This is a genomic window from Amycolatopsis sp. NBC_01286 (assembly GCF_035982555.1).
GTDB lineage: Bacteria > Actinomycetota > Actinomycetes > Mycobacteriales > Pseudonocardiaceae > Amycolatopsis.
Genome location: NZ_CP108428.1, coordinates 9,756,263 through 9,774,036, shown reverse-complemented (window position 1 = coordinate 9,774,036; position 17,774 = coordinate 9,756,263). Strand labels below are relative to the sequence as shown.

The following is a 17,774-nucleotide window of genomic DNA, read 5'->3' as shown; positions in this document are numbered from 1 at the left end:
CCGGACCCACCTTCGCCGGTCACGCCGCGGGCATACTGGGCCGGTGACCGATGACCCTCGCCGCGCGCTCGCCGAGTTCCTGCGGACCCGGCGGACCCGGGTGCGGCCGCAGGACGTCGGCCTGGAGCCGGGTCCGCGACGGCGCGTCGCCGGCCTGCGCCGCGAGGAACTGGCCCTGCTGGCCGGGGTGAGCTCGGACTACTACCAGCGCATGGAACAGGGGCGTGACGTGCGGCCCTCCGGCCAGGTCCTCGACGCCATCGCCCGGGCGCTGGACTTCTCGGCCGAGGAGACCCGGCACCTGCACAGCCTCGCCGCGGCCGCCCGCACCCCGGCCCGGCCGGCCCGCCGGTACCCGCCGGAGGAGGTGCCGCCGACCACGCTGCGGCTGCTGCGCGCGACGACGTCACCCGCCCTGGTCGTCGGCCGGTTCCTGGACGTGCTGGCCTGGAACCCGCTGGCCGGGGCGCTGCTGGGCGCGTTCACCGAGGTGCCCCGGGCCGAGCGGAACCTGCTGGCGCTGCTGCTGCACCCGGAGGCCGATCGGGCGTGCCCGGAGCGTGCGGCCACCGTCGCCGAGCTGACCGGGATGCTGCGGGCCCAGGTCGCCGCGGAGCCGGGTCACCCGCGTGCGGTCGAGCTGGTGGGTGCACTGGCGGTGCGCAGTGCGGAGTTCGCGACGCTGTGGGCCCGGCACGACGTCGAAGCCGCGACCCGCGGCCGGATGCGCGTCGACCACCCGCTGGTCGGGGAGCTGAACCTGGACTGGGACGCGTACGCGATGCCGGGGGCGCCGGGGCCGGTGCTGATCGTCTACACCGCGGAGCCGGGCGGCCCGGACGACGACCGGCTGCGGCTGCTGGCCGGCCTGCTCGACGCGCCCCGGGCGACGGAGACGTCCACCCGGTCTTCGTGACCCGGCAATCCGGGGTGGGGTCCCGCGCCGAATGCCCGAAGATCGTGGACGCTCGCACCCGAGCCCGGAAGGGAGGTGGGCAGATGGGGACAGCCGGCGACCCCACGCCGTTCGAGGCCGCGGCGGTGCTCACCCTTCGCGCCGCACCCGAGCTGGCCGGTACCGAAGAGGTGGAACGGGCCTTCGCGCCGGCGCTGGCCGTGCCGCCCGGCACCCCGGTCGTGGTCGACCTTTCGGCGGTGACCTTCCTGACCCTGGAAGCCGTGGTGCCGCTGCTGGCTCTCGTGGAACGGTGTGCGGCGGAAGGCAAGGCCCTGCTGATCGTGGCTTCGGCCTACGTGCGGAGGAAGTGGGCGTTGCTGGGCCTGGATCCGGTCATCCCGCTGCAGCCGGTCGGCTGAGGGCCCGGCGCCAGAATCCGGTGACGCCGCGGCGCAGCTGTTCGGTGTCGACACTCCGCGGATCGAGCAGCCGTTGCAGCGCGATCCCGCGGAGCTGCCCGACGACGGCCACGGCGACGTCGCCGGAATCGGCTCCGGGGTCGATGGTGCCGTCCGCGATGCCCGCTTCGACGTCGTCGCGCAGGTCGGCGCGGAAGGCGTCGTCCCGCTCGCGGAAGATCGGGGCCAGCTCCGGTTGTGTCGGAGCTTCCGCCCACAGCAGCAGGAAAGCCTGGTTGAACACGCCGATCGAGCTGAGCGCGCCGAGGTAGCCGTCGATCAGCCGCAGCAGGCGGTCGAGCCCGGGCGTCACGCCGTCGAGGCCGGGCACGAAGCCGGCTTGGGTGGCGCGGGCGAGCCGTTCGACCAGGGTCTGCTTGGCGCCGAAGTGGTGGGTGACGATGCCGCGGCTGTAACCGGCGCGTTCCCCGACCCGGGCCAGGGTCAGCGAGCGCACCCCCTGCTCGACGACCAGTTCGGCGGCCGCGGCCAGTAGCGCGGCTTCCGCCTGGTCACGGCGTTCCTGCTGGGTGCGGCGCGTGGTCGTCGGCATGACCACAGCCTATCAAACTAACTTGCGTGTCGGTCAACAAGTATGTTTGAGTGGAAGCCTGAACCCGGGAGGCTCCTGATGATCGACATCGACGACCGCGAACTCGACGCCCTGCTCGCCGACGACCCTGGCGGCCCGGTCGTGATGCTCAACCTGCTGCGGTTCCGCCCGGCCGGCGGCCGCGAGAGCTACCAGCGCTACGCCGAGGCGCTCGGCCACACGATCAACGCCCGCTACGGCTTGAGCGTCGAGTACCTGGGCGACGGCGGGCGCGCCCTGGTCGCCGAGGACGGCCAGGCCTGGGACATGGTGGTGCTGGTCCGCTACCCGGACCGGCGGGCGTTCGCGGCCATGGTCCGCGACCCGGACTACCAGGCGGTCGCGCACCTGCGCAGTGAGGCGCTGGTGGAGTCGGTCCTGCAGCCGACCAGCCCGGTCGCCGTCTGATGCCCGCGGTGTTCGTCCACGGCAACCCGGAGACGGCGGCGGTGTGGGAGCCGTTGCTGGCCGAGCTGGCGGCCGTCCGCTCGGACCTGGTGTGCCTGTCGCCGCCCGGCTTCGGGGCGCCGCTGCCGGCCGGGTTCGGCGCCACGCACGCGGAGTACCGGGACTGGCTGGTCGAACAGCTGACGGCGCTGGGCGAGCCGGTGGACCTGGTCGGCCACGACGTCGGCGGCGGGCACGTGGTGAACGTGGTGCTGAGCCGCCCGGACCTGGTGCGCAGCTGGGTCAGCGACGTGCTCGGCGTCTACGACCCCGGCTACGAGTGGCACGAGCTGGCCCGCCGCTGGCAGACCCCCGGCGTCGGCGAGGCCGACGTCGTGGCCCGGTTCGGCGGCACCGTCGAGGAACGCACGGAGACGTTGGTGCAGCGGGGGATGGGCCGCGCGGTCGCGGCCCGGGTGGCGGCGGGGCAGGGCGAGGCGATGGGCCACGCGGTGCTGGCCCTGTACCGATCGGCCGCCCAGGCGGGCCCACCCGGCCTCGGCCTGGAACTGGAGCGCGCGGCGGCTCGCCCGGGCCTGGCCATCCTGGCCACGGCGGACCACGTCGTCGGCACGGAAGAGCAACGCCGCCGGGCGGCCGCCCGAGCGGGAGCCCAGGTCGCGGTCCTCGACGGACTGGGCCACTGGTGGATGACCGAGGCCCCGGCCCGCGGCGCCGCGGCACTGACGACTTTCTGGTCGACGATCCGCTGAGCGGATCGTCGATGCCGCGTTGATCCGTGTTCAAAGGACGCGAGGCTGGGTAATCGCGGTTCTGTGTCCCTTCCGTGCTTGGCGGGGATTCGGCGATGGCGTCGGTTCAGCAGCGAGCCGGCGCCATCGTGGTGCCACGGGAAGACCGCGGCGCCGCCCCCGTTGCCCGGCACAGCTCGGTCGGGAATCGGATCTACGGTGATCCCATGCCTGCCTCTTTCGACGTTCGTCCCGCGTCCCGGTTCGAGGACGTGGCGGCGATCCTCAACCCGAGCGGGAACGAGCGTGCCTGCTGGTGCCTCGCGTATCGGAGTACCTCGGCCGAGTACAGCGCGCTGCGGGGTGAACAGCGGGCCGAGCATGTCCGCACGTTGTGTGCCGAGAAACCCGCGCCCGGCGTGCTGGCCTACGACGGCGACGTGCCGATCGGCTGGTGTGGCGTGGCGCCGCGGGCGCGGATGGAGCGGCTCGTGCGGTCGCGGACGATGCCCCCGCTCGACGACGTGCCGGTGTGGAGCGTGGTGTGTTTCGTGGTGCGGGCGCCGTATCGGCGCCGCGGCGTGTCCCGGGCTCTGCTGGACGGAGCTGTCGCCTATGCGCGTTCGTGCGGCGCCCCGGCCATCGAGGGGTACCCGGTCGACACGGAGGGGGCGCGGATCGGCTCGAGCGCCGCGCACGTCGGCACGACCACGTTGTTCACCGGAGCCGGCTTCGACCGGGTACGGCCCACTCAGGCGCGGGCCGACCGCCGGGTGCGCTGGCTCATGCGGCTCGACCTCGGCTCGCCGTCGTCATGACGCTCGCCGGGTTCGGCGCCGACGTCGCACCTGCGTGAGCCGCCGGGGAACCGGCGGGCTCGGGGGCCGGTCCTCCGCTACTGTCCGTTCGCGGGTCCCGCTCGGTGGACCGCCCTCCCGTCGCCGAAAGGACTGCCCGTGCACCGGCTCACCGTCCTCTACCCGCCGCCCGTCGATCCCGCGCACTTCCGTGACCACTACACCCGCGTCCACCTGCCGCTGGCGGCGAAGCTTCCCGGCCTCGTCCGGATGCAGCACGCCTTCGACGTCGAGGGTCTGGGTGGGGCCAGCCCGTACTTCGCGGTCTTCCACGGCGACTTCGAGTCGGCCGAGGCGATGGCCGCCGCGCTGGGGTCCGACGAGGGCAAGGCGGTCTCCGCAGACGTCGCCAACTACGCGACCGGTGGCGCGCAGCTGGTGCACTACGAGCTGAGCTGAGCGCGGCGTGTGACGCGCGCGGTCTTGAGGCCGCGGGCGGATCGCGCATAATGGCACCAACAACCGACCGCTTAGTATGTTCCGGGCAACGTCGAAGGAGACACCCTGCCGTGAACTCGTTCAAGGATCGCGTCGCGATCGTCACCGGGGCCAGCCGGGGCATCGGCCTCGGCATCGCCAAGACGCTCGTCGAGCGCGGCGCCAAGGTCTGCATCACCGCGCGCAAGCCCGAAGCCCTGGAAGAGGCGGTCAGCTCCCTCGGCGGCCCGGACGTCGCCATGTTCGTGCCCGGCAAGTCCGACGACACCGACCACCAGGACGAGACCGTCGCGAAGACGATCGAGACCTTCGGCCGGCTCGACTACCTGGTCAACAACACCGGCATCAACCCGGTCTACGGCTCGACGCTCGACATCGACCCGGGCGCGGCGGCCAAGATCCTCGGCGTCAACGTGCTCGCGCCGCTCGGCTGGACCAAGCGCGCCCGCGACGCGTGGATGGGCGAGCACGGCGGCGCGGTCGTCAACGTCGCCTCCGTCGCCGGCCTCGGCGCGTCGCCCGGCATCGGGATGTACGGCGTCAGCAAGGCCGCGCTGATCCGGCTGACCGTCGAGCTCGGCGCCGAGCTGGGCCCGAAGATCCGGGTCAACGCCGTCGCGCCGGCCGTGGTCAAGACGAAGTTCGCGACCGCCCTGTACGAAGGCCGCGAGGAGGAGGTCGCCTCGGCGTACCCGATGAAGCGCCTCGGCCTGCCGTCCGACATCGCGGGCGCGGTGGCGTTCCTGCTGTCCGACGACGCGAGCTGGATCACCGGCCAGACCGTCGTCCTCGACGGCGGCGTGACCCTGGGCGGTGGCCTGTGACCGGCGTCGTCGTCACCGGTGGTGGCGGCGGTATCGGGGCGACGCTGGCCCGCCGGTTCGTCGCGGACGGCGCCCGGGTCGTCGTCGCGGACCTCGACGGCGACAAGGTCCGCGAGGTCGCGGCCGAGATCGGCGCGACGGCGTTCGTCGGTGACGTCGCGAGCGTCGACGGCGTCGCGAAGCTGGTCGAGAGCGCCCGGGAGACCCTGGGCGAGATCGACGTCTTCTGCGCCAACGCCGGGATCGCGCCCTTCGGCGGCGCGGAAAGCCCCGAGGAGGTCTGGGCGCGCACCTGGGACGTCAACGTGATGGCGCACGTCCGCGCGGCCAACCTGCTGCTGCCCGCGTGGCTCGAGCGCGGCAAGGGCCACTTCATCGCGACGGTCTCCGCCGCCGGGCTGCTCACCAGCCTCGGCTCGGCGCCGTACTCGGTGACCAAGCACGGCGCGCTGGCCTTCGCCGAGTACCTGTCGGCGACCTACCGCCACCGCGGCCTCACCGTGCAGGCGATCTGCCCGCAGGGGGTGCGCACGGCGATGCTGGAGAGCACCGGCACCGCCGGGCAGCTGCTCATGGGCGCGTCGGCGATCGAGCCGGAGCAGGTCGCGGACGCGCTGTTCAAGGCGATCGAGGAGAAGCGCTTTCTCGTTCTGCCGCACCCCGAGGTCGCCGGGTACTACGCGGCGCGCGCCACCGAGACCGACCGGTGGCTCGGCGGGATGAACAAGCTGCAGCGCAAGGTCGAGCAGGCGCTCGGCGACGCATGACCTGGGAGCCGGAGGTCGGTGAGATCGCCCGCCGGCGCGAGCTGGCCGAGTGGATGGGCGGGCCGGAGAAGGTGGCCCGCCAGCACGCGGCCGGGCGCTCGACGGTCCGCGAACGCATCACGGCGCTCGCCGACCCCGGCACCTTCGACGAGATCGGCGCGCTGGCCGGGACGGCGTCCTATGTGGACGGCTCGCTGGAGTCGTTCACGCCGGCCAACTTCGTCATCGGCACGGCCAAGCTCGACGGCCGCCGCGTCGCGATCGGCGGTGACGACTTCACCGTGCGCGGCGGCGCGGCCGACGCGGCGATCATGGAGAAGCAGGTCTACGCCGAGCGGCTCGCGAACGAGCTGGGGATGCCGATGGTGCGTCTGATCGAGGGCACCGGCGGTGGCGGCAGCGTGAAGATGCTGGAGCAGCACGGGTTCACCTACGTCCCGGTGAACCCGGCCTGGGATCTGGTGGTGGACAACCTGTCCACGGTGCCGGTCGTCGCGGCGTGCCTCGGCCCGGTGGCCGGGCTGGGCGCCGCGCGGGCCGTGATGTCGCACCTGTGCGTGCTCGTCGAGGACGTCGCGCAGCTGTTCGTCGCCGGGCCGCCGGTCGTGAAGCACGCGACGGGGGAGGATCTGTCCAAAGAGGAACTGGGCGGGGCCGACGTCCACCGGCGCAGCGGCGCGGTGGACCGGATCGTCGCCTCCGAAGCCGAAGCTTTCGCCGTGCTGAAGCAGTTCCTGTCGTACCTGCCGTCCTCTGTGGATTCGCTGCCGCCGGTCGGGTCCACTGAGGACCCGGTCGACCGCCGCGACGAGGCGCTGCTCTCGCTCGTCCCGCGCAACCGGCGTCAGCCGTACCGGCTGCGGCCGTTGCTGGACGGCGTCTTCGACGAAGGCTCGGTGTTCGACTACGCCGTCTCGGGCGGCTCGGCGTACGCGGGATTGGCGCGGCTCAACGGTCATCCGGTCGGCGTGCTCGCCACCGACCCGTACCGCGGCGCGACGCTGACGCCCGAGGGCGCCGACGTCATGACGCGCCTGGTCGACCTCTGCGAGACGTTCCACCTGCCACTGGTGTCGCTGACGGACCAGGCCGGCATGGTGATCGGCGCGGCGGCCGAACGCGCGGGCGCGATCCGCCACGGCGCCCGCGCGGTGACCGCGGTCTACCAGGCGCGGGTGCCGATGGCCGAGGTGATCGTGCGGCGCGTGTTCGGCGTCGGCGGCGCGGGCCAGACCAACCGGCACCGGCTGGTCCGGCGCTGGGCGTGGCCCTCGGGCGACTGGGGTTCGCTGCCCGTCGAGGGCGGCATCGAGGCCGCCTACCGCGCCGAACTCGACGCGACCGACGATCGGGACGCGCGGATCGAGGAGATCCGCGCCCGCCTCGACGCCGTCCGCTCGCCGTTCCGCACGGCCGAGCGGTTCTCGGTGGAGGACGTCATCGACCCGCGCGAGACCCGGGCGCGGCTGTGCGACTGGGTGCCGGACGCCTACGCCGTGCTGCCGAAGCTGGTGGGCCGCCCGTCGTTCGGGATGCGGCCCTAGCGGATCACCCGGTACGCCGCGGTGGATGGTCTGCCGCAGCTTGTCGTGAGTGTTTAGGGCGGTTCTAACCGCCCTAAACACTCACGACCCGGTACCAGTTCGGCGCCACCACTTCGAGCGGGACGGTCGTGCCGCCGGGGTGGTCGAAGATCCGGACGCCGTCGCCGAGCAGGACCGGCACGGGCATCGCGAGGATCTCGTCCAAGAGCCCGGCTTCGAGGCACTGGCGCGCGACGTCGGCGCCGAGGACGTTGACGTACTTGTCGCCCGCGGCCGCTTTCGCCGCGTCGACGGCCTCGTGCAGGTCGCCGACGAAGGTGACGTCCGGGACCGGCGCGGCCGGCCGGTGGGTGAGCACGAACTGCGGACCCTCCCAGCCGCCACCGAAGGCCTTGCCCTCGCGCTCCGCGTCGCCGCGGTGGGGGTCGTCGCCGCCGAACGTCCGCCGGCCGACCAGCAGCGAGCCGATCCGCGGGATCAGGGCGTCGACCACCGGATCGGGGCGCAGGTACGGGGTCAGCCAGGACATGTCGCCGCCGGGACCGGCGAGGAAGCCGTCGAGCGACATGCTGAAGCCGTAGAGCAGTTTCGCCATGCTGTCTCCTGGAGGTGTCTCCTTGAGGCGTTTCGCGGACTTCAGTACTGACGGCCCGCGGCCGGAAAAGTCATCGGCTTCACCCGGCCGTGTCCGGAACGCGACAGGATCACCACGGACCGTTGACAACGGTGTCAGCGCGCGAGGACCGTTCTCGAAACCGCGGCTGTGCAATTCCGGGGCTCCGCCCCGAGCCGGGGGCTCCGCCACCCGGACCCCGGAAGACGGATTGGTGCTTGTGCTCAACGGCGAAGGACAAGTGACATGGTCTTGCGTTCCCTCATGCGGCTATCGGCCGCTTCCGTGCTGGCCGTGGCCGGCCTGATTCCCATTTCCGCTTCCGCGGCGACGCTGGTCGCCGATCCCGCGTCCGTCGTGAACCCCTTCATCGGCACGTCCAACGCCGCCGACGACTTTCCCGGCGCCGACGTGCCGTTCGGCATGGTGCAGTGGAGTCCCGACACGCCCAGCCGCCCGGACGGCGGCGGCTACGAATACAAGGATTCCTCGATCACCGGTTTCAGTTTGACGCATTTGTCCGGTCCGGGCTGTGGTGCCGACGGTGACGTCCCCATTCTGCCGACGGTCGGCGCGGTCAACACCGGCGCGACGGACTCCTTTTCCCACGCGAACGAAACCGCCGACGCGGGGTACTACTCCGTGGGTCTCGACAACGGTGTCAAGACCGAGCTGACCGCCGCGCTGCGGTCCGGGTTCGGTCGCTTCACGTTCCCGTCGACGTCGCAGGCGAACCTGCTCTTCAAGCTCAACGGCAGCCAGAACGGGACGTCGAACCAGACGTGGACCGTGGTCAGCCCGACCGAGGTGTCCGGATCGGTCACGTCCGGTCACTTCTGCGGCGCCGGGTTCACCTACACGCTCTACTTCGACCTGGTCTTCGACCGCCCGTTCAGCGCCAGCGGTACGGCCGCCGCGCCCGCCGTGACGCCCAAGGCGTCGACGGACAAGCTGCACGGCGCGGAGCCGAAGGCCGCGGCCGCCGCCGCTCCCGCCGCTCCCGCCGCTCCGGCCGCGGGCCCGGGCAGCGCGTACGTCCGGTTCGACACGACGACCAACCGGACCGTGCAGGCCAAGGTCGGCGTCTCGTACGTCTCGGTGGCCAACGCCGTCGCGAACCGGACGGGGGACATCCCCGCGTTCGACTTCACCGCGACCCACACGGCCGCGCACAACGCGTGGAACTCGATGCTCGGCCGGATCCAGGTCGCCGGCGGGACCACGGCGCAGCAGCGCGTGTTCTACACCGCGCTGTACCACTCGTTGCTGCACCCCAACGTCTTCTCCGACAGCAACGGGCAGTACATCGGCTTCGACAACCAGGTCCACACCGTCGCGAGCGGACATTCGGCGCAGTACGCCAACTTCTCCGGCTGGGACATCTACCGGACCCAAGCGCAGTTGACCGCCTTGGTGGCACCAACGCAGACCAGTGACATCGCGCAGTCGATGATCGCCGACTACGCCCAGGGCGGCGGGCTGCCCAAGTGGGCGCAGAACAACGGCGAGACGTACGTGATGGTCGGCGATCCGGGCACGGCGATCCTCGCGAGCTACTACGCCTTCGGCGCGAAGAACTTCGACACGTCGGCGGCGCTGCAGGCGATGCTGCACGAAGCGAGCGCGGCGAACAACGTCCGGCCCGGGCTGAACGCGCTCAACGCGCCGGGGTACCTGCCGGCCAACGGCACCTACCAGTGCTGCAACTTCTACGGCCCGGTCTCGACGCAGCTGGAGTACAACACGGCGGACTTCGCGCTCTCGGCGTTCGCCGGGGCGCTGGGGGACACCGCGAACCAGGCCGTCTACGCCGGCCGCGCGCAGAACTGGAAGAACACCTTCAACCCGGCCACCGGGTTCATGCAGCCCAAGGACGCGGGCGGCGGCTGGACCGCCGGCTTCAACCCGGCGAGCGGGTCGAACTTCGTCGAGGGCACGTCGTGGCAGTACACCGGCATGGTGCCGTTCAACGTCGCCGGGCTGGCCGCGGCGCGCGGCGGCAACGCGTCGCTGATCAGCTACCTCGACAGCGTGCTGGCCGGGTTCCACGGCAGCGGCGGCAGCCAGGCCGACCTGGGCAACGAGCCGAGCCTCGAACTGCCGTGGGAGTACGACTACGTCGGGCAGCCGTACAAGACGCAGAAGGTCGTGCGCCAGGTCCAGGACCAGATCTGGACGGACGCGCCGGGTGGCTTGGCCGGCAACGACGACCTGGGCGCGATGAGCGCGTGGTACGTCTTCTCCGCGCTGGGCTTCTACCCGATGACGCCGGGGACGCCCGACCTCGCGCTGGGCAGCCCGCTGTTCACCCAGTCGGTGGTCAGCCTGCCGAGCGGCAACACGCTGACGATCAACGCCCCGGCGGCGGCGGACAACGCGCCGTACGTCCAGAGCGCGACGTGGAACGGCGGGGCGTGGAACAACGCGTACGCCCCGACGTCGGCGATCACCTCGGGCGGCACGCTGGCCTTCACCCTCGGGACGTCGGCGAACACGTCGTGGGCGGCGTCGAACCCGCCGCCGTCGTACGGCGGCACGCTCCCGCACATCGGCCCGGTGTCCTCGGGCGTCGCGGGCAAGTGCCTGGACGTCGCCACGAGCGGCACGGCGAACGGGACGCACGCTCAGCTGTACACGTGCAACTCGAGCGGCGCGCAGAAGTGGTTCTCCGGAGCGGACGGCTCCCTGCAGGCCCAGGGCGGCTGCCTGGACGTCAGCAACAGCGGAACGGCGAACGCCACGAAGGTCCAGCTGTGGCAGTGCAACGGCTCGGGCGCCCAGAAGTGGCAGGCGGGCACGGCGGGAGCGTTGGTGAACCCGCAGTCGGGCCGCTGCCTGGACGACCCGAACAGCACCACGGTGGACGGAACACAGCTGCAGATCTACGACTGCAACCAGAGCGCGGCCCAGAGCTGGACCCGCGGCTGACCCTGGTCGCGGTCACCGAGGTGACGACCTGACGCTGGGCCGATGACCACCTGTCATCGGCCCAGCGTCAGGAACGTTCGGTCATCGTCGCCTTCTCCGTGAGCCACAGCCGATGCCGACCGCCAGCAGCATGCTCACCGCGGAAGCGATGCCCGAGGCAGCAAGCTCGCCCACGATCACTGCGGCGAACCCACCCAGGACGCACAACAACCCGCGCAGGTTTCGTGACCGTTCTCGTGAGCCGGCCGTCCACCGGACGAGTCCGAGCAGGTCCTCCCACGGGATCGGCCTGCGGTCTTCGCTTGATCTTCCTGGTTTCGTCATGTCCCCAGGAAGCCCTGGTCAGGGGCTGTTTCACAGGACTTCGAACGAGATCGGGCCGGACTCGAACAGGGCCGAACGGGGGAGAACAGGATCGAACGGGGAGTAACGCTCGGCGAGACCGAAACGACCGAGTTGGTTGTGGAAGTAGCCTCGTCGCCCCATCTCTTCGACGATCTTGCCCCGGGCCGGGCGACGACCGTCGTCGAGTTCGCCGACTTGCTGCAACAGGTCCGGTCGCGGTCGGGCAAGACTTACGACGAGGTCTGTCGTTGGGCCACTGAGCACGGCACCACCTTGGCCAAGTCGACGCTGTCGGACTTGCTCAAGGGACAGAGGCTGCCGCGGGACGGCCACATGGTCGCGATCCTGCTGGCGTGCGGTCTCGGGTCCGAGGCCCTGGAACCTTGGAAGCAAGCTCGCGCGCGCCTCGAAGCGCCGCCTCGCGAGCACGACCTGGTCATCGTGCGCAGCGACTTCGACGACTTCTCCCGCGATCTCCGCGATCGTCTCACCGAGGCCCGCCAGGAGGTTTCCGACCTGCGGCAGCGTGAGCAGGACCTCGCGGCGAGGCTGGCCAAGGAAGAGATCAAGTGCCGGCAGCTGGAAGCCGATCTCGAGCGCATGCGCGCACTCCGCTCACCCGCCGGCGAAGAGAGCTCGCCGGATGAGGCGCAACGGGAGAGTGAACTGCAGGCCCTGCACGAGCGCGAGCGCGAACACATCGAGAACATGCGGACCGAACTCGTCCTGATCAACCGGGCCCGACAGCGTGCGGAAGAGCAGATGGAGCTGGTCGCGGCCGAGTCGACCGACTCCCAGCAGACGAGCCGAGTCGTCGATCTCCTGGAGCTGCACTTCGAACGCGCCGAGTACGAGCGGCGTCGTCGCGAGGATCTGGCCGGGCGCCTCGAGAACGCGCAGCTGCGCGTGTCCGAACTCCAGCGCATTCTGGCGATGTACCAGGGCCCCGCACAGTCGGAACGGGAGGCCGCGCCGCCTGCACCGCAGCCTCCGCCGACGGTGTGCGACCTGCCGCACGTCAGTTCGAGTCGATGGTGGCATCGGCTCTTCGCCCGTTCGTCTTGATACCGGGCGGCTTCGTGTCGGTTCAGCCCGCCGGATAGGGCGGGAACTCCGGGGCGCGCCGCTCGTTCCAGCTCGCCAGTCCTTCGGCCAGCTCCGGGTGGCCAAACGACTCCACCATCAACGCCGTCGCCTCGCGGGCCGACTCCGGTAGCGACAGCGCCGCTTCCCTGGTGAACTGCTGCTTCATCACCGCCATCGACCGCGGGGCGCTGTACGTCGCCAGTTCCGTCGCGTACGCCTGGACCCGCAGCGTCAGCTCGCCGGGTGGGACGACCTCCTGGACCAGGCCGTACTCCAGCGCCTGCTCGGCGGTGAACGTGCGGCCCGACAGCAGCAGGTCGCGGGCCCGGCCCTGGCCGATCAGCTCGGGGAGGAGCTTCGCGATGCCGTACTCGGCGATCAGGCCCCGGCGGGCGAACGCCGTCGTGAACTTGGCGCCCGCGGCCGCGAAGCGGACGTCCGCCGCGCACGCGATCACGAAGCCCAGGCCGGCGCAGCCGCCGTTGATCGCCGCCACCACCGGGACGCCCACCGTGGCCGCCGCGAGGACGTCGCGGAAGTTCTCGTGGCCGCCGCCGCCCGCCGGGGGCGCTGCGACGATGCCGTCCAGCAGGCCCAGGTCGGCGCCCGGGCAGAACGACTTTCCGGCTCCGGTGACGACGACCGCGCGGACCTCGGGGTCCGCGTCCGCCTCCCGCAGCGCCGCGCCGTAGCGGGCCTGCATCGGGACGTCCATCGCGTTGCTGCGCTCGGGCTTGTCGAAGGTGACGGTGGCGACCGCGCCGTCCCGTCCGTACCGGACGCCGTCCACAATGGACTCGGGCATGGCCGCCTCCTCGGGGTCAGAGGCCGCCGAGCATAGCGCGGCCGAGGAGCACGCGAACCCCGCCGGGAGGTGAACGCCGGCGTTCACCTCCCGGCGGGGATCAGGCCAGCCAGCCGCGCTGCGCCGCGCGCATGCCCGCCTCGAACCGGCTCTTGGCGCTCAGCCGGTCCATCAGGTCGGCCATCATCCGGCGGACCGTCCGCAGGGACAGCCCGAGGCGGCGGGCGGCCACCTCGTCGGTCATGCCGTGGGAGAGCAAGGAGAGCAGGGCGCGCTCCTGGCCGGTCAGGCCTTCGTCGTCCCGGGTGCGGCCGGCGCCGAACGGCGACGCGCTGTACCAGAGCTGCTCGAAGTAGGCCCGCATCAGCGAGACGATGCCGGGCGTGGTGATCTGGATGGCGCCCTGGCGCGTGTTCTCCGCGTCGAGCGGGACCAACGCGGTCTCGCGGTCGACCAGGAGCAGCCGGGCGGGCAGGGTCGGCTGGGTGCGGACCTCACCGCCGCGTTCGACGAGCCAGTCGACGTACTTCTGCGTGCGCGCGTCGTTGCGGGCGCTGTCCAGATAAACGGTCCGGATCGCCACGCCGCGGGACAACGCGGCTTGGTTGAGTGGCATTCCGGCATTGATGCTCGCCTCGGACTGGGCGCCGCCCGGCATGAAGGAAAGGCATTCCTTGCTGGCCCGGCTCGCCAATACCTCGATACGCCGCTGGATCTCGTCGATCCCGACCAATTCGTCCGGGCTCAGGGAGGGCGCGGCCTCCTGGAGATCGGCGATCAAATCGGACACCGCCGCGTGGCTCTCGGCCAGTTCCAGCTGGCTGCGCTGCAGTTGTGCCTGTCGCATTTGCACCAGGGAAAGCAGGCCGAACTCGGGATCGACGGCCCGCAGGGCGTCGGGGTCTTCCCGGGAGGGCCGGACCAGTGCGAGATCGGCCAGGCGATCGAGTGTCGTACGTACTTCCTCTTCGGACAAACCTAGCGAAGTCACAAGATCGGCCACGCCCCAATCACGGTGCGCGACCATCGTCCGGTAGACCAATTCGCCGGTTGCATCCACCCCCAGTGGCTTCAGCATGAAAAGCAGCGACCCCCAGTCTGTTGCTTCCTGGCCAAGTACCCCCTCCACGCCGGAGCGTACACCGTGGTTAACACCCCGACCAGAGACGTACCCGGTGGTCGGAGGCCGTTCGGGTGGGCTCTGGCACCAAGGTGCGGAGGCATTTGGTGCCACCCCCGGGCCCTTCCGGGAGGCCCGCCCGGCGAGCCAAGCTGTGTCCAGCGAAAGCCGAACAACACACTGGGGACAGCATCATGAACGTTCAAGAAATCGCACAGCAGGCCGAGACTCCCGACGGTTTCGACTGGGACACCATCAAGAACATCATCAGCGGGCTGGGCTTCGGCCGCCCCTAGTACGGAGACTGCCCGTGTACATGGCAAGCGTCACACTTGCCGCATCGGGCGAGGCCACCCACCGCGAGCTGGACCCGCACGTACTGGTGGACCTGCTCTGGGCCCTCGCCGAGCCGGGGCTGGGAATCGAACACATGCGTGTCGCCACCGGCCCGGGTCGCATAGAAGTCGTTTTCTTCTCCACCGCGCCGGACGCGCATTCGGTCGCGATCACCGGAATTCATCTCTGCGAAACCGCCGTGTCATCCGCGCCGCAATTGCGCGGCTGGATCGTCGTGCCGATCGCGGGGAATGAGGGGCCTGGTCAGCAATGAAGTATGTCCATCATCGTGCGGAAATGTCCATTTTAGGGGAAATGTACGAAGGTGTCCGGCAGGGCCGGGGCCGGGTCGCGCTCATCGGCGGCCCGGTCGCCAGCGGGAAGACCAGCTTGCTCGGCAGGCTGGCCGACACGGCCCTGGAGTCCGGGGCCGTCGTCCTGCAGGCCATCGCGTCGGACTCCGAGCGGGACCTGCCGTTCGGCGTGCTCGGGCAGCTGGTGCAGAGCCCGGCCGTGCCGGCCGGGGCGGCCGACGAGTTCGCCGCGCTGCTCGAAGCCGGCGCAACCACCCTCGCGGGGGACCCGGGGGCGGCGCGGCAGCACATCTCCCGGGCGGTGGCCGCCGCCCTGCTCAAGCTCTCCCGCACGGCGCCGGTGGTGCTGGTCGTCGACGACCTGCACCACGCCGACGAGGATTCGCTGCACTGCCTGCTCTTCCTGATGGTGCGGATCCGCTCCGCCCGGATCCTGGTCGCGCTGGGGGAGCGCACCAGCGACCGGTCGGTCGGCCCGGCGTTCGACGCCGAGCTGGTGCGGCTGCCGCACTGCCGCCGCATCCGGCTGACGACGCTGCCCGCGGACGGCGTGGTCGAGCTGGTCACCGGCGAGCTCGGCGCGGACGCCGCCCGGCTGCTCGCCCCCGCCTACCACGAGCTCACCGGCGGCAACCTGCTGCTGGTGCACGCCCTGTTCGAAGACCACCGGACGGCGGGCGGCCCGGCCGAGCCGTCGCCGGGGTTCGCCTTCCGCAACGCGGTCCTGAGCTGCCTGCGCAGCAGCGGCCCGCTCGCGCTGGACCTCGCCGCGGCGGTCGCCGTGCTGGCCGGCGCGGCCGACGCCGACCGGGCGGCCGACCTGGCCGGAGCCGGCGCGGACGAAGCGGTCCGGGTGCTCGGGGACCTCGAAGCCGCCGGGATCCTGGCCGGCGGCCGCTTCCGGCACCCGGCCGGCGCGGCCGCGGTGCTGGAGGCCATCGAACCGGGCCGGCGGGCCCGGCTGCGTCGCCGGGCCGCCCGGCTGCTGTACGAAGCGGGCGCCGAGAGCCGCAGCGTCGCGGAAATGCTGGTCGCCTCCGAAGACCTCGACGAGCCCTGGGTCGCCACCGTGCTCCGCAGCGCCGCGGAGCTCGCGCTGGCCGAGGACGACGTCGAAAAGGTCGTCCGCTACCTCGAACCGATGAGCCGGCTGGGTGACGACGCCCAGCGGGTCGCCGTCACCACCCTGCTCGCCGACGCCGAATGGCGGGTCTCCCCGGTCGCGGCCGAACGGCGGATCCGCGCGCTGGCCGCCGACATCGGCGGCGTCGCGAACGGCCCCGGGCCGCTGCGCCACCTGTTGTGGCACGGCGAAGCCGAGGAAGCGGTCGAGGGGTTCGGCAAACAGATCGAGAACACCGGGATGTCGCTCGACGCCGAGGCCCTGTGCCTGGCCGTGGCGTGCACCCACCCGGCACTCGCCGCCCGGCTGCCGGTCCCGGCCCGGGCCGCGGGCACCCGGCCGGTGCCCAGCGGCACGGTCGTCGACACGCAGTGGCGCGCCGCCCGGATCCTCAAGGCGGTCCTGCGGGGCCGTTACGGGGACAACGTCGTCGTCGCCGTCGAGCAGATCCTGCAGAGCACCCGGCTGGCCGACGCCACGGTCCAGCCGCTGACCTTCGCGTTGCGCGCGTTGATGTACGCGGGCAGCACCGACCGGGCCCTGCCCTGGTGCGAACGGCTGCTGGAAGAGTCGGCCAAGCGCCGGGCCCCGGCCTGGCAGGCGGTGTTCAGCGCGCTGCGGGCGGAGATCGCCGTGCGGCAGGGCGGTCTCCCGGCCGCGCTGGAGCACGGCGCGAAGGCCCTCGCCCTGATCTCGGCGTCGAGCTGGGGCGTGGCGATCGGGTCACCGTTGGCGAGCATGATCCGGGCGCGCACCGAGATGGGGGCGCACGAGGAGGCCGAAGCGCTGATCGCCCAGCCGGTGCCGGCCGCGATGATGCGGACCGTGCACGCGCTGCCCTACCTCTACGCCCGCGGCCGGCACCACCTGGCCACGGACCAGGTGTACGCGGCGCTGCGGGACTTCATGGCGGCGGGCGAGCTGATGACGGCGTGGGGGATCGACCTGCCGGCACTGGTGCCGTGGCGGGCCGGCTGCGCCGAGGCCTACCAGCGGATCGGCGACCGGGCCAAGGCGGCCGAACTGGTGGACGCCCAGCTCAACCTGGTCAGCGAGAGCAACTCCGCCGCGCTCGGGGCGACGTTGCGGGTGCTGGCGAACACGCACGAGCTGGCCGACCGGCCGCCGATGCTCAAGAAGGCCGTCGACGAGATCCAGGCCGGCGGGGACCGGCTGGAGCTGGCGAAGGTGCTGGCGGACCTGGGGCGCACGCACCACGAGCTGAACGAGACCAGCCGCGCCCGGATGGTGGTCCGCCGGGCCTGGCACGTGGCGCAGGACTGCCGGGCCGACGCGGTGTGCCGGGAGCTGCAGCCGCACATGTCCGCCGAGGACCTCAAGCCGGCGGGCGTACCCGGCGAAACGGACCGGCTCGCGCTGCTCACCTCGGCCGAGTACCGCACCGCCGCGCTGGCGCGGCACGGCTACACCAACCGCGAGATCGCCCGGAAGCTGTTCATCACGGTGTCCACCGTGGAGCAGCACCTGACCCGCACCTACCGGAAACTCAAGGTCGGCAACCGCGCCGACCTGCCCGCCGGGCTCGAGCCGACCGTCGCCGGTACGGCTTGACCGTGGCCCCCTCCC

17 protein-coding genes are annotated in these 17,774 nt (G+C 71.8%); 13 read left to right on the top strand and 4 right to left on the bottom strand.

Annotation, left to right across the window (positions count from 1 at the left end):
* Nucleotides 1-43 precede the first annotated feature (43 nt).
* Entirely contained in the window at nt 44-916 is an 873-nt protein-coding gene (locus tag OG570_RS44010) for a helix-turn-helix domain-containing protein (RefSeq protein ID WP_326954616.1), read from the top strand.
* 83 nt (nt 917-999) lie between these two features.
* Complete coding sequence (locus tag OG570_RS44005) at nt 1,000-1,317, top strand: STAS domain-containing protein (protein ID WP_326954615.1); 318 nt, start codon at nt 1,000-1,002, stop codon at nt 1,315-1,317.
* Here the strand turns inward: OG570_RS44005 and OG570_RS44000 are convergent.
* A complete protein-coding gene (locus OG570_RS44000) occupies nt 1,292-1,909 on the bottom strand; it encodes a TetR/AcrR family transcriptional regulator (protein WP_326954614.1) in 618 nt (205 codons plus the stop codon). The genes OG570_RS44005 and OG570_RS44000 overlap by 26 nt on opposite strands.
* A gap of 78 nt (nt 1,910-1,987) precedes the next feature.
* Here OG570_RS44000 and OG570_RS43995 point away from each other — a divergent pair, with 78 nt between their 5' ends.
* The 7 genes from OG570_RS43995 (at nt 1,988) to OG570_RS43965 (ending at nt 7,517) form a co-directional block, all read left to right on the top strand.
* A complete protein-coding gene (locus OG570_RS43995; RefSeq protein ID WP_326947970.1) occupies nt 1,988-2,356 on the top strand; it encodes a DUF1330 domain-containing protein in 369 nt (122 codons plus the stop codon).
* Complete coding sequence (locus tag OG570_RS43990; RefSeq protein ID WP_326954613.1) at nt 2,356-3,108, top strand: alpha/beta fold hydrolase; 753 nt, start codon at nt 2,356-2,358, stop codon at nt 3,106-3,108. Before OG570_RS43995 ends, OG570_RS43990 begins: the two co-directional genes overlap by 1 nt.
* Before the next feature lie 206 nt (nt 3,109-3,314).
* Nucleotides 3,315-3,905: a GNAT family N-acetyltransferase gene (locus tag OG570_RS43985; RefSeq protein ID WP_326954612.1), complete on the top strand. Its 591-nt coding sequence runs from the start codon at nt 3,315-3,317 to the stop codon at nt 3,903-3,905.
* A 138-nt stretch (nt 3,906-4,043) separates the two neighbouring features.
* Nucleotides 4,044-4,343 (top strand): EthD family reductase, encoded by a 300-nt coding sequence (locus OG570_RS43980; RefSeq protein WP_326947973.1) that lies wholly within the window; start codon nt 4,044-4,046, stop codon nt 4,341-4,343.
* 110 nt (nt 4,344-4,453) lie between these two features.
* Nucleotides 4,454-5,206: an SDR family oxidoreductase gene (locus OG570_RS43975; protein WP_326947974.1), complete on the top strand. Its 753-nt coding sequence runs from the start codon at nt 4,454-4,456 to the stop codon at nt 5,204-5,206.
* Nucleotides 5,203-5,973: an SDR family oxidoreductase gene (locus OG570_RS43970; RefSeq protein WP_326954611.1), complete on the top strand. Its 771-nt coding sequence runs from the start codon at nt 5,203-5,205 to the stop codon at nt 5,971-5,973. The genes OG570_RS43975 and OG570_RS43970 overlap by 4 nt, the downstream gene beginning before the upstream one ends.
* Nucleotides 5,970-7,517, top strand: a complete 1,548-nt coding sequence (locus OG570_RS43965) for an acyl-CoA carboxylase subunit beta (protein WP_326954610.1) — start codon at nt 5,970-5,972, stop codon at nt 7,515-7,517. Before OG570_RS43970 ends, OG570_RS43965 begins: the two co-directional genes overlap by 4 nt.
* Nucleotides 7,518-7,590: 73 nt before the next feature.
* Here the strand turns inward: OG570_RS43965 and OG570_RS43960 are convergent, their stop codons facing one another.
* On the bottom strand, nt 7,591-8,112 hold the full coding sequence (locus OG570_RS43960; protein WP_326954609.1) for a dihydrofolate reductase family protein: 522 nt from the start codon (nt 8,110-8,112) through the stop codon (nt 7,591-7,593).
* Between the two features lie 264 nt (nt 8,113-8,376).
* Here OG570_RS43960 and OG570_RS43955 point away from each other — a divergent pair, with 264 nt between their 5' ends.
* Nucleotides 8,377-11,058, top strand: coding sequence for a lectin (locus OG570_RS43955; RefSeq protein WP_326954608.1), 2,682 nt, complete (start codon nt 8,377-8,379; stop codon nt 11,056-11,058).
* Between the two features lie 462 nt (nt 11,059-11,520).
* On the top strand, nt 11,521-12,468 hold the full coding sequence (locus OG570_RS43950; RefSeq protein WP_326954607.1) for a hypothetical protein: 948 nt from the start codon (nt 11,521-11,523) through the stop codon (nt 12,466-12,468).
* 22 nt (nt 12,469-12,490) lie between these two features.
* Here the strand turns inward: OG570_RS43950 and OG570_RS43945 are convergent, their stop codons facing one another.
* Together OG570_RS43945 and OG570_RS43940 are read right to left on the bottom strand one after the other, a co-directional pair.
* On the bottom strand, nt 12,491-13,294 hold the full coding sequence (locus OG570_RS43945; protein ID WP_326954606.1) for an enoyl-CoA hydratase-related protein: 804 nt from the start codon (nt 13,292-13,294) through the stop codon (nt 12,491-12,493).
* A gap of 100 nt (nt 13,295-13,394) precedes the next feature.
* Entirely contained in the window at nt 13,395-14,372 is a 978-nt protein-coding gene (locus OG570_RS43940; RefSeq protein WP_326947980.1) for a LuxR C-terminal-related transcriptional regulator, read from the bottom strand.
* 352 nt (nt 14,373-14,724) lie between these two features.
* Between OG570_RS43940 and OG570_RS43935 the strand changes: the two genes are divergently transcribed.
* Together OG570_RS43935 and OG570_RS43930 are read left to right on the top strand one after the other, a co-directional pair.
* The gene (locus OG570_RS43935; protein WP_247049330.1) at nt 14,725-15,024 is read left to right on the top strand and encodes a hypothetical protein; all 300 of its coding nucleotides are present in this window, start codon (nt 14,725-14,727) and stop codon (nt 15,022-15,024) included.
* A complete protein-coding gene (locus OG570_RS43930; RefSeq protein ID WP_326954605.1) occupies nt 15,021-17,759 on the top strand; it encodes a helix-turn-helix transcriptional regulator in 2,739 nt (912 codons plus the stop codon). The genes OG570_RS43935 and OG570_RS43930 overlap by 4 nt, the downstream gene beginning before the upstream one ends.
* The last annotated feature ends 15 nt before the right edge of the window (nt 17,760-17,774 follow it).